The following is a 12,909-nucleotide window of genomic DNA, read 5'->3' as shown; positions in this document are numbered from 1 at the left end:
GATCTAAATGGATTTTATGTAGTTAGATTGATCAAATTCGATCGAAAACCTGGAAACACTCCAAACTAGATACATGTTTTCCCTTTAGAGCAGCATATTTACCTAAAAAAGCCTTAACTAGACGCACGAATTCCACTTAGACACACAAATATTACTTATCCGCATAACTGCCACTTATTTGTATAGCCCCGTATAGCCGCACAACTGCCACTTATTTGTATAGCCCCGTATAGCCGCACAACCTACACTTATCCGCATGCCAATCTGGATGTATTCTTGCTGCAGACTAGCACCTTTTTGCGCACCGGACTTCACTAAGGAGGGGGACGATACAAACTTGTACTTACGCCGTTGTTTCATGACAATTTGGCACTTATTAGCTCTAACGAAGCTGAGGAGGGTGTCGATTAATATTGGGCAACGAAGGCAAGCAAAAGAAAGGGGAACGAAGAGCAAGATTGGGAATGGAGAAGCGGCAGCGTCCGCCTTTGTAGGCCAATTTTATCCTATGCAGGGGTTGTTTCATCAAAAAAATTGGACTACAACAGCGGTCGGAATCCCAAACTTGATCGTAGTAACATCCCTTTCGATTGCTTATTGCCCTATTCACAATTAATCGACACCCTCCTACATTGCGCTATCTGTGATCAAACCGCCACTTGTAGCCTCTTTTCACCCCAATAAGGCTTTTCACCTTCGTTAGATTACAAAAATAGCAAATTTCAGCCTAATAGCGCTGCTAGGATTCGTTAGAAGGCAATGTTAGCCTGTTCGAATATTTAGCTAGCTCTAATGAAAGATGGGCGCACACTTTCATTTCTAACAATCTATTACGTCTAAAAATAGTAAAAAACGGAGAAGCTATGTAGTAATCGATAGTATTGGAGGCGATTGCTATAATTATTTCTTCACGACATAAGGAAAATCAAATATTACTGCAGCGTTTGTATACGAGACTGGAAAGTGTATTGCTAGGAAAGCGTGCGGTCATTCATCAGTTTGTTACATCGCTTATGGCCGGCGGCCATGTGCTGCTGGAGGATATTCCAGGGGTAGGGAAAACACTGCTTGCCAGCTCCTTCGCAGCCGCGGTTGGCGGGGAATACAAACGGATTCAGTTCACTTCAGATATGCTGCCTGCCGACGTGATCGGCGGTTTGGTTTTGGACAGCAAGACGGGGGAGCTCGTCTATCGGCCAGGTCCCATTGTGGCCAATATTGTACTGGCGGATGAAATTAACCGCACCTCGCCGCGCACTCAATCCGCATTGCTTGAGGTGATGGAGGAGCGGGCCTTCACCATCGATGGGAAAACACGCAGGCTGCCGGCGCCTTTTATGATTATAGCTACCCAAAACCCACTTGCATTTGAAGGGACCAGCCAGCTGCCTGAGGCTCAGCTCGACCGGTTTATTGCCCGTATAGCAATCGGCTACCCGGACGCAGCGGACGAGCTTCGTTTGCTTGAGCAATTTGCCGAAAGGAAACGCAGCGAAACGCTATCCAAGGCAGCACCTGTTCTGTCTGTTCAGGAATGGCTGGAGATGCAAGCGGAGGCCAGGACGGCCCATGTCGACCGGTCGCTGCTGGAATATATGCTGCAGGTTGCTGCAGCTACGCGAGAGTCTGACAAAGTGCTGCTTGGCATCAGCCCAAGAGCGATGCGCGATTGGCTGCGCACCGCCCAAGCCTCTGCATATATCGCTGGACGCTCCTATGTTATTCCGGACGATTTGCTGGAAACAGCATTATTTGCGCTGCCGCATCGGATCAGATTAACCCCGGAGGCAAGCTATGAAACTAGCAAGTCTTCTTTTTTAGAGCATATTGTCAGAAGCAAGCTTTCGCCATTTTATACGAGAAGTGAGAGAGCGCGATGAAGAAAAATGCGAATCAAAATGCTATCGCAATCCGCACCCGCATCGGCGCATGGCTGTTTATTGCAGCTGCACTATGGACTTCATTTGCGGCTGTACTGCTGCGCGGCGGCGCGGTTGAGTGGCTTGTGCTGTCACTTACGCTAGCCATCGTAATGATCTCAGGTTTAGCTCCGCTTATCGGTGTACTGGGGCTTGAAGCAGTGCGTACGATTCATCATAAAATAACGCAGAGCGGAGGAACAATTGAAGCGGTATTAACGATCAAGCATCGCTTCGGTATGCCGCTCGTCTGGGCAGCAGTAGGAGAACGCCTTATAAATACTAGTACCGCTTATCCTTCCGCTGTGCAGTTTCGAACCGTATTGGCATCATTAAGACGCGGCGAGCAAAGCATCACTTACACATGGGAGCAGCTCGATAGAGGCTGCTATCAGTATGAGCCATTAGCGGTTGCCGTAGGAGATTGGCTCGGTTTTACAGCTTGTAAGCTGCAAATTGCGCTGGAGGATACTTTTACTGTGCTGCCGGCTCAGCTTGATGATACTGAAAAGCAGCGGCGGGCGGGCCTCAAGCTTGCCAGCCAGCAGGAAAAGTGCCGCAAGCAAGAGGAGGCCCCGAATCGGATTGCTCAGCTGCAGCGTCATCGCGATGGGCTGCTGGAAGCTGACACTTTGCAGCAGCAGGCTGGCCAAGGTCCGCACAGCCGCCAGTACCGGGAAGGCGATTCGTTCATGCATATCGACTATCGCGCTTTGGCAAGAGGGCAAGGACTGCACACTAAAGTTAATGACTATGAGCAGCCTGTTGTTAAGCTGCGAATATTGGATAACGGCTGCAGCCGGACGAATAAAGGCAATGAGCTCGATCGTTTATTTAATCAGTCGATCAGCTGGCTGCTGCTTGAATTGGAGCAATCAGCAAGCGCGGGGGAGCATCAGCTTGTGTATATGGAGCAGGGGTCTTATTTAGTATCCGACGTCCGCTCTGATAAGTACGAACAGCAGCTGTACGCATTGCGCCATGGCTTGGCTGCCGCAGTTCCTAAGTTTAGTACGGCGGCGCTTGATGCAAGCCGACTGGCTTCATTTTCCGCCCCTGTCATTGATGTTTTTACGACGGATTGGAAACAAGGCGATCGCTGGCTGGAACTGAATGGGCAATTGAAAAGGCAAGGCAAAAGGCTGGTGCTGCATATTGTTGCAGGCAGTTCGGTGTTGAGCTATCAAATGCGCGAGCAGCAGAAGCTATGGGAAGCGGAAGGGATTTCGCTTAAATGGCTCTATTTTTCTCATGAGAGAGCAAATGCGCAAGTACAAACAGGGGGTGCACAGCAATATGATTTCGCCTAAAGACAGTGAGGGCAGCTTATTATACCGCTTGTTTACGAGTGCTTTTTTGTTCGGCTTATTAATGGAATGGATTTATCCATGGACAAGCAAGTTTACAGGTACAGGACAGCAAACTGCTGCTGTTCTTTATGTATTTCTTGGCGTTGTCGTTGCGATTGGCTTGCTGCGGCTGTCCGCATGGTTCGAGCTGCTTTTGCAAGGGATCAATTGTTTAATGACACTGGCCTTGCTGTTTAAAGAGGAGCGTTCCTCAATGATCAGCTGGCTGCTGCAGATGCCGGGGCTGCTCGTCGATCATATTGCCAGCCTGTTCGAAAGCGGGCTGCTTGCTATGTCAGGCGAGCTAAGAACCTTATTGCTGCTTATCGGGTTCGCTATGCTCATTCCGGCGTTGCAAAGGCTTATTTGGCTGCGTCAAATCGGACTAGTGCTCGTTGGGCTGACTATGCTTTATTTAATCGTGCTTCATGTAGCGCTTGGCTATAATACGTTCTATGGCTTGGTGCGCGCCGCGGCAGCAGGCATGCTGCTCGTATCGATAGCAGCTTTGCCCCGTATTGACAGGCTTCTGGATACGGAGATTACAGCAGGTTTGTCTGCCGGCTTGCCTCAGCAGACGCCAAAAGTCCGTTTATCACATGATCAGCAAATACGAGATCAGTTTAAGAAATGGAATATAAGAGCCATATGCTTGGCAGCAGCTATTTGCTCATGCGTACTGCTCGTTTCAGCACCGATGGCACAAAAGCATGAGCCGCCGCAGTGGACAGCTGCATTATCCGAGCAATTCACACATATGCTGGAATCTTCAGCAAAACCAAAGGCGGCCAAAGCTTCAACCGTATCACTTGATGTGCAGACTGGCAAAGCATTGTCTGGCTACAGCTTCGACGACAGCTTGCTCGGCGCTCCGTTTCAAGATGACGACATGATCATGTTTTATGGAACAACACCAGTCGAAGGTTATTGGCGGGGGGAGGCAAAAAGCTATTATGATGGCAAAGGCTGGAGCTTTGGCGTCGATCGCGAATTAGCGCAGCTTTTTCAGCCGATTGAAGCCCGGCAACGCGATTCTGGCAACAAGCCAGGCGGAAAAGCAGTTGAAGAGAAAGCTTCTGCACAAGCATCCCAAGCCGGCAGAGGTGCACTCATTAGCCAGACGATCGTTTTTGCCAAGCCCCAGGCGGCGATGCCTTTTTTTAGCACCGGATATCAAAGTAAACTTACCCAGCTTATTGCAGCCGATCCGCGCAGAAAGCTGCATGCCTACATACAGAACGAAAGCACTAGCGGATTATATCCTGTAGATGATTATGTTCAAATTGAACAATATACTATCGATAGCTATCTTCCTATTGTCGATGAGAAGCAGCTGCGCAGGCTCGAGCAGGAGCTGAAGGATAAAAGTGATATGACACAGGAAACAAGCAGCAGCGTCAGGGAAGAGCTGACCCCGAGGCAGTTGGCGCCTTATTTGCAGCTGAATGATAGCATTCCGGATAGAGTGCTGGCTCTATCGGCAGAAATAGCAGGCGGCGGTGTAACAAGCCGCTACGATCAAGTCAAAGCAGTTGAAGCTTATTTGAAAACAAGCTACAGCTATACCAAGGAAAACAGCTCGATCCCGCCAGAAGGATCGGATTTTGTTGATCATTTTTTGTTTGAGCAGCAAAGCGGATATTGCGTTCATTTTTCCACAGCCATGGTTGTGATGCTGCGTGCGCAAGATATTCCGGCTCGGTGGGTGAAAGGATTCGCCTCTGGGGAAAAGCTTGCAGCTGATGAGAAGTACACTGCAGCAACGGGTACAGGCAGTTCGGTGCGGAACGCTGTCTACGAAGTCCGTTCATCAGATGCCCATGCCTGGGTAGAGGTGTATTTTCCGGGAGCAGGCTGGGTTCCGTTCGATCCGACACCGGGTTATTCGGGACAAGCGGAATTGTCGAATTATACAGGCACAGAACACGCATTATCGCAGTCGGGTTTAAACAGCGGCTCGAGTACAAGCTCTGCAAATAGCAGCAATGGAGGCAGCTCTGTATTTGAAGGCAGCTGGCTGCAGCAGGCTAATACCCAGATTGAGCAAACTGCAAAAGCATTCGCGCAATCAGTAAAAGACACCTATCTCGGCTTGCAGCAGCAATTAGAATCGCAGATGGAAAAATGGGGAATTATGACGGATAATGGAGCTAGCGTGAAGTATATCATGCTTGGTGCTGTAAGTGCAGCAGTGTTGTTATTTGCAGCTGTTTTTGTCGCAATCTACAGGCTGCGTTTTCGTATTAAAGCCAAGCTTCATCTGCTTACTTATGCAAGGATGTATAAGCTTCATAAAGCTGCATTTGAATCCAATTTGCCAAGTCGGACGGAAAGAAAAAAGCATGGACAAATATCGGGAGCAAAAAGAATAAAGCTCGACGTCAGGCTGCGCGATTTATATTTGAGCTTGATGGACTGCATATGGCACAGCCTACTGAGCAATTATCCTGGCAATTCTGATGCTGATACTACAGCAGGAACTGTAAGGCGAGCAAAATCTGATGAAGAAAATTCCAAGAAAGCAACAGTTAGCTCTGCAAGTGATAAGCAATCAAACGCAAAGGAAATAAAATCCAATAGCTTTAATAACAGACTATCGAGCAGCGGGCAAACAATTGTCAAGCCGACGCTTCAACTAATTATGACGTGGCGGGAAAAAAAGCAGCAGATTATGCCATACTTATGCGACGAACAACGGATGGAGCTGGACAAATTGCTTGTCTGGAGCGAGGAAGCCAGCTTTCAAAAAGCAAATCCTTGGCTAAGTGCTCCTTCGCCAGATGAGTTAAGAAATGCGATCAAGCTTGTGCTGCGCAGACAATTATTTGTGAGGCTAGGCAAAAGAAATCAACTGCCAAAAATATATTAATGGAAGATTGTGCACAATAAATCGCAAAGGAATTAACAATTCGGTGTAGTTTACAAGCTTCACCTTGACTCTCTTGAACAGCGTTATATATAATTACTACATTAATTGAGGGAGGCTCGGTAATGACAAAGCAAACAGAAATCGTCGTTGTTCTTGATTTTGGCGGACAATACAACCAATTGATCGCCCGCCGAATTCGTGATTTAGGAGTGTACAGCGAATTATTGCCATACAATACTTCAATAGATCGCATTCGTGAGCTGCAGCCAAAGGGTATTATTTTCACAGGCGGACCGGCAAGCGCTTATGAGGAAAAATCGCCGCTTGTTGATCCGGCTATTTACGATCTAAACATTCCTATCTTCGGCATTTGCTACGGCATGCAGATGATGGCTATGCAATTGAACGGAAAAGTAGAGCGCGCTGGCAAGCGCGAGTACGGCAAAGCCGAAGTTACTTTTGTTGAAAACAGTGCGATAGCGAAAGATTTGGAAAAGGTTCAGACAGTTTGGATGAGTCACACAGACTTAGTTATTGAGCCGCCGGTCGGATTCCAGGTTGACGCAAGTACAGATCATGCGCCAATTGCTGCAATGAGCAATGCTGAGCGCAGTTTCTATGCGGTACAATTCCATCCGGAAGTAAAGCATAGCGTATACGGAAATGAAATGCTGCGCAATTTCCTATACAATGTGTGCGGCTGCGAAGGCAACTGGACGATGGAGTCTTTCATTGATGATGCGATCCGTGATATTCGCAATCAAGTAGGCGACAAGAAAGTGCTTTGCGCGCTGTCTGGCGGTGTAGATTCTTCCGTAGTAGCTGTGCTATTGCATAGAGCGATCGGGGATCAGCTGACTTGTATGTTTATCGATCATGGCTTGCTGCGCAAAGGTGAAGCCGAGAGCGTTATGGAGACCTTTGTTGGCAAGTTCGATATGAAGGTTATCAAAATCGATGCCCGCGAGCGTTTCTTGGGCAAGCTTGCCGGCGTAGAAGACCCAGAGAGAAAACGTAAAATTATCGGCAACGAGTTCATCTATGTATTTGATGAAGAATCAAGCAAGCTTGATGATTATCAGTTCCTTGCACAAGGCACACTGTATACCGATATTATCGAGAGCGGCACAGCTACTGCACAAACAATCAAATCGCATCATAACGTGGGCGGTTTGCCTGAAGATATTAAATTTGAGCTCGTTGAGCCGCTTAAAGCGCTATTCAAGGATGAAGTGCGCAAGGTCGGTGAAGAGTGCGGCTTGCCAAGTGAAATTGTATGGCGCCAGCCGTTCCCAGGACCAGGTCTTGCTATTCGCGTTCTTGGCGAAGTTACAGAGGACAAGCTGAAAATCGTACGTGAATCCGATGCTATTCTTCGTGAAGAAATTGCTAAGGCGGGCCTTGATCGTGAAATTTGGCAGTACTTCACAGCCCTTCCTAACATGAAGAGCGTTGGCGTAATGGGGGATGCTCGTACTTACTCCTACACAGTAGGTATTCGCGCTGTAACGTCCATCGACGGTATGACTGCAGACTGGGCACGTATTCCTTGGGACGTTCTTGAAAAAATCTCTGTACGTATCGTTAATGAGGTCGATAACGTCAACCGTATCGTATACGATGTGACATCTAAGCCGCCGGCGACGATTGAATGGGAGTAATTCACTAAGGAGCATTTAAAGTGAAAACGTTGATTTGACTGCATTTCGATGGTACGTAAAATGAATAAAACAATTAAAAATGAATAGGTTCTCCGCCAAGATTCCGCCAGAGGGAACGGAGAAAAGAGAGATATTGTGTAAAAGCAATATCTCTTTTTTATTGCTTATTTTTTGAGTGTCACATCCCAACTGTCATACTTTTTTATGGCTAAAACAGTGATAAAGCCCTAGCTATTCTGATACATTGCTAAGACTTCCTCTAACTCGTTAATTATTCGCTGTATTAAAGGTTCTGGTGAGACTACTTTAATATGTTTTCCCATTTTACTTAGTAAAGAGGAAATATAATTCAAATCCTTTTCATTCACATAAGTTTCAAAGAGATACATATTATCGCCTATGTGGGAAATCGTTACGCTATCCCAAAGATGATTCTTTAGCATATTGAGTCCCCTCTCCTGACAATGAATGTCTATTTTGATTTTATTATCAGTACGAAACATATACTTTTGAAAGTTATCCATCGTTATCTTTGGTATTTCTTTCATTTCAGTTATTTCTTGAAGTTCATTAATTTTTTCTGCATTTAGAATCTGGGTATAGTTCATTGATTCATTTGTAATAACCATATACCAAAGACCATTTTTAAAAAGAAAGCCGATGATGAAATAAAGTCCGTTCATTTTTCTATCTGCATAAATAATATGCAGCCATTTCTTTTTAGCCATAACTTGAATAAAAGGAGTTACATCAAACTCGTTGTTATTTACATGGATATGATGGTACTTCACTTTATTTTTAAAGAAATCAATGCTATTCCTTTGTTCAGTAGTAGAATTGGTGTATATTTTATGAAAAATATCTTCATAAGTGGTGCTGAATGGTAGAGAATTCATATTCGAAATGCTGGTTAAGGCAAATATCAGAGCGTTACTTTCCTCATTCGTTAAATCAATTTTTGTTAAATTTCTTTCTCGGATGATTCTATATCCGCCGTGTTTTCCAGCTTCACTATATATGGGAACGCCCAGCATTTCCATTTCTTGAATATCTCGTAATGCTGTTCTCTTTGAAATTCCGAATTTTTCTATCAAATCAGAGAGGTTAAAGACGGTCTTTGTATTGACAAAGTGAATCATATGATATAATCGCATTGATTTTTTCATACAAAACTCTCCTTAAGGTGCCGCAAAGTGTCACCATTAAATTTTATACTTGTATTATATCAAAATGATAAGGAGGATTTATAATGGAGTTTGAAGTATCTCCCTATTTTTTAATAACGACAGACGCAGAAGAAGCAAGATTGTTTTATGAAGAAATTTTTAATGCAACAACAGTCTATTTGCAAAGAGTGAAAGACAGACCAGAACAAGCAAAGATAGGTGTTTCTGAAGATGATTACAATCGAATTGACCAATCCGTACTACAATTTGGGAATATTAAAATAATGCTGGCTGATGATACAGAAGGTCTTCCTATTACAGAAGGGACTAATGTTTCTATTTGTCTTACCTTTAATACAGCGGAAGAAACAAAAGCCATCTATGACAGAATGATTGAAAAAGGTTCAAGCATATTAAGAGAATACACAGGCGATTTTTATACAGAAGGTTATGGGTATGTAAAGGATCCATTTGGAGTATGCTTCCATTTATTTACGAAAAGACGAGCATGAATTAATCTGATTGGTGTTGCCTATACCATAAAGCATTATTCTCATATGTGGTCTGGTTTGCGTCACCTGCAAACTTGGAGCGGGAATAGTAATAGATGCCCTAAAACCCTTGGTAACACTGGGCTTTAGGGCTTTTACATTTGAATGGCATAGTTAGGGCACACTTATTTAAAAATGGGATTCATACAGATATTTTAAAATTAGTTTCTAAATTTAATGAGTTTCTTGAGTTTCTTCTTTAGTAATATCTAAAGATTTTGGAATTAAAATATATATAGTTATCGCGCTTCCAATCATAATGAGACCGCCGATTAAAGCTGTAATGGCAAAAGAATCATTAAAGGCTGTGAATGCTGCTTCTGACAGTTCGGATAATCCAAGCATATTAGCTACTTCTATTGCCCCTGCAATTGATTCGTTGGAGATATCTGCCAATTGGCGCTCTAGACCAGCCGTAACAAATTGCTCGATATTTAGATGAGAGCGGTATAAATTAGAAGCAACACTTCCTAAAACGGCGATTCCAAACACATTTCCAAGATCATACATTATTTCCTCCATCGCCGATGCGTTACCGGCTTTTTCCACCGGTGTTCCAATCATAATAAGAGTTGTTGCAAGAGCTAGAGCGGCAGTACCGGCACCAATGAGTATTAATGCGATGAGTAAAGTGGAATACTCTAATGGATGTCCAACAAAATAAATAATAAGGAATCCAATACCAGCAGTCGCTATACCAAGTGGTAATATTAATTTAGGACCAAAACGAGCTGCGAGGCTAGGTGCAACAGGTGAGAATAGTAGAGATCCGCCTGCCATCGGAAGTAAATGCAGACCAGCATTAAATGGAGACAAACCTTCTACTGTTTGTAGCCATTGAGAAACGAGTAAGATGACGGCTGCCATGGAGAACATTGACATGAATGCAGCAAGTATGCCAGAAGAAAATCCACGATTTTTGAACAAGCGTACATCTAACATCGGCTGCGAACTCCTAATATTTTTAATAACGAATATAGTTAAAAGGATGACAGCAGCAATACCTACAATCCATGTAGTAGTGTCAGTAATACCTTCTTTTGAAAATTCTTTGATACTCCAAACTAAACCAAGCATACCGATAATAGATAAAACCGTACCAACTATATCCCAACGGCCACTTTTTACTTTAACTTCTGGCAGCAGGAATGAGCCTGCAACTACTGCAAAAGCAGCAAATGGTATATTAATAAGGAAGGTCGACTGCCATGAGAAGTATTCTAGCAGAAGGCCGCCAATAATAGGTCCAAGTGCAGAACCAAGTCCGGATACGACTGCCCAAACCGCTAAAGCAGTTGCTCTTTCCTTAGGATTACTAAAAATTGTACGAATCATAGATAATGTGGTTGGCATAATCAAAGCGCCTGCAAAGCCAAGGAAGAATCGAAGTATAATAACATGTTCCGGGCTTTTAGCAAAGATGATAAGTACAGAGGTTAAACCAAATAAGAAAAAGCCTGTTAATAATGCTTTCTTACGTCCCCATTTATCAGCAAGTACACTCATAGGAATAATGAACCCTGCTAACACGAGCGAATAGATATCCACAATCCATAATTGTTGTGCAGCTGAAGGCTTAATATCTTGAATCAAATCTGGCAGAGCCATTATCAGAATCGTCATATCCATTACAATTACAAATAAACTTACAGATAGAACGATTAAGGCGATCCATCGTTGTTTTGAAGTCAATTCTTCTACTTTTCGGTTTAAAAATTTATTCATGCATTACTCTCCTTATGATAAGTTTTTCCTTATAGACCGCACGGTCGGTCTGTTTGATTTAAAGGTTATCATATAAGAATTATTTTATCAAGATTTTTCTGATTCTTATAATGTAACAATCATATTATGTCTATGCTATAATTAATCGCACCTGGAATCTCTTTGAAATAAGGAGTGTAAATATGAAAGAACGCATAATGGAAACAGCAAAAGAATTGTTTGTGAAAAATGGTTACAATGCTACAACAACAGGGGATATTGTGAAATTTTCAAGGAGCAGTAAAGGCAATCTTTATCATCACTTTGGGACAAAAGAAAACTTATTTATAGAAATTATTAAAAACGAAGAGGAGAAATGGATTGAAGTTTGGCTGGAAGAAGAAAAAAAATGTAATACCAATAGAGAAAAATTTATCCGTATAAATGAATTGTGCGCCAACGTAGACTATTATTATCCGTTGCAATTGGCTATGCTTGAATTTTATTCAAGAGACATCGAATTACAAAGTACAGGAGAAAAAGTAAACGAAGTCAATCGTCGCTATATGGAACTCTTTATGAACATATTTAAAGCAGGTAACGAAGCAAAAGAGTGGCAGATTAAAGATGTCAAATCAGCTAGTCAAACTGCTGTTGCCTCTATGACAGGTATTATTATTCTTTTCTTACATGAGGGAGAAGAGCAACTAAAAAGACAAATTCATCACTTTTCTATGATATTTCTTAAAGGTATTGATGGGTTAGATAGTAGTCTAGTTGAAGAGTAGATAAATTGACTTGCGTAGAAAATGAATAGGCATGCAACTAGGACACCTTTTGTTAAAGTGTCCATTTTTCGTCACTATTATGTTTCCTCATCATCCATTTTTGCTTTACAATTCAAATGAGCAACCGACTTTTTTTTCTTTATGTAATTCAGGCTACTAAAACTAATTGTTTTTTATGGTAAATATATATTTGAGACTGGTGATTATGCGCTACAATTTAAGTAACTTTACGATGGAAGATATATTCCCTCCGAAGTCATCATTTTATGCTGAATTTTATTAAATTAGTTGGGGGTCTTTGATAGTACATGAAGAATAAAACTAGTATTTATATTTTTTTATCGTTTCTTTTAATTTTTTCTTTACTTCCAGTATGTCCACCGCGTATCGCTGCTGCACCCGTTCTACTAGCTCCGATTGATGGAAGAAATAGTTTGGATATGGGACAGAGCTTGGATTATGGATACATGAATAGTCGATCTGGTGAAATTTTAGCAGCGTCCCCGGTGAACACTGCACCAGTGCTCGCAGCTATTGGTAACAAAACGATAAATGAAAGGGATTTGCTGACGTTTACAGCCTCTGCTACTGATTTTGATGGAGATACGTTAACGTACAGCCTTGTGGGTGCACCAGTTGGAGCGTCTATTAACTCATCAACCGGTGAATTCACATGGACGCCAACAGAAGCACAAGGTCCAGGCAGCTATACATTTGCGGTACGCGTAAATGATGGCGCATTAAACGCTGAAGAGCAAATCACGGTTACGGTGAACGAAGTCAACACAGCTCCAGTACTTGCTGCCATCGGGAACAAAACAGTGGATGAAGAAACGTTGCTGACATTTACGGCAATAGCAACGGATGCAGACCTGCCAGCGAATACGCTGACGTACAGCTTA

At 43.2% G+C, this 12,909-nt stretch carries 9 protein-coding genes; 7 read left to right on the top strand and 2 right to left on the bottom strand.

Features of this window, described 5'->3' with window-relative positions:
- The first annotated feature begins 881 nt into the window (after positions 1–881).
- The 4 genes from ACRRU2_RS27845 to guaA all read left to right on the top strand — a co-directional run bounded on the left by ACRRU2_RS27845 (position 882) and on the right by guaA (position 7,798).
- On the top strand, positions 882–1,880 hold the full coding sequence (locus ACRRU2_RS27845) for an AAA family ATPase (protein ID WP_432506655.1): 999 nt from the start codon (positions 882–884) through the stop codon (positions 1,878–1,880).
- Positions 1,877–3,229 (top strand): DUF58 domain-containing protein, encoded by a 1,353-nt coding sequence (locus ACRRU2_RS27840; RefSeq protein ID WP_432506653.1) that lies wholly within the window; start codon positions 1,877–1,879, stop codon positions 3,227–3,229. Before ACRRU2_RS27845 ends, ACRRU2_RS27840 begins: the two co-directional genes overlap by 4 nt.
- The gene (locus ACRRU2_RS27835; protein WP_432506651.1) at positions 3,216–6,137 is read left to right on the top strand and encodes a transglutaminase-like domain-containing protein; all 2,922 of its coding nucleotides are present in this window, start codon (positions 3,216–3,218) and stop codon (positions 6,135–6,137) included. The genes ACRRU2_RS27840 and ACRRU2_RS27835 overlap by 14 nt, the downstream gene beginning before the upstream one ends.
- A 122-nt stretch (positions 6,138–6,259) precedes the next feature.
- Complete coding sequence (guaA, locus tag ACRRU2_RS27830; protein ID WP_432506649.1) at positions 6,260–7,798, top strand: glutamine-hydrolyzing GMP synthase; 1,539 nt, start codon at positions 6,260–6,262, stop codon at positions 7,796–7,798.
- A 227-nt stretch (positions 7,799–8,025) separates the two neighbouring features.
- Here the strand turns inward: guaA and ACRRU2_RS27825 are convergent, their stop codons facing one another.
- Complete coding sequence (locus ACRRU2_RS27825) at positions 8,026–8,964, bottom strand: helix-turn-helix transcriptional regulator (protein ID WP_432506647.1); 939 nt, start codon at positions 8,962–8,964, stop codon at positions 8,026–8,028.
- Positions 8,965–9,047: 83 nt separating this feature from the next.
- Here ACRRU2_RS27825 and ACRRU2_RS27820 point away from each other — a divergent pair, with 83 nt between their 5' ends.
- On the top strand, positions 9,048–9,476 hold the full coding sequence (locus ACRRU2_RS27820; protein WP_432506645.1) for a VOC family protein: 429 nt from the start codon (positions 9,048–9,050) through the stop codon (positions 9,474–9,476).
- Positions 9,477–9,689: 213 nt separating this feature from the next.
- Here ACRRU2_RS27820 and ACRRU2_RS27815 read toward each other — a convergent pair whose 3' ends face one another.
- Positions 9,690–11,240, bottom strand: coding sequence for an MFS transporter (locus ACRRU2_RS27815; protein ID WP_432506643.1), 1,551 nt, complete (start codon positions 11,238–11,240; stop codon positions 9,690–9,692).
- Positions 11,241–11,422: 182 nt separating this feature from the next.
- Between ACRRU2_RS27815 and ACRRU2_RS27810 the strand changes: the two genes are divergently transcribed.
- Complete coding sequence (locus tag ACRRU2_RS27810) at positions 11,423–12,007, top strand: TetR/AcrR family transcriptional regulator (protein WP_331700338.1); 585 nt, start codon at positions 11,423–11,425, stop codon at positions 12,005–12,007.
- Positions 12,008–12,315: 308 nt separating this feature from the next.
- On the top strand, positions 12,316–12,909 hold a 594-nt coding region (locus ACRRU2_RS27805), incomplete at its 3' end, for a putative Ig domain-containing protein (RefSeq protein ID WP_432506641.1).

Origin of the sequence: Paenibacillus sp. GXUN7292, from assembly GCF_050864975.1 — a bacterium.
Taxonomy (GTDB): Bacteria; Bacillota; Bacilli; order Paenibacillales; family Paenibacillaceae; genus Pristimantibacillus.
This window is presented reverse-complemented; position numbering and strand designations above follow the sequence as displayed.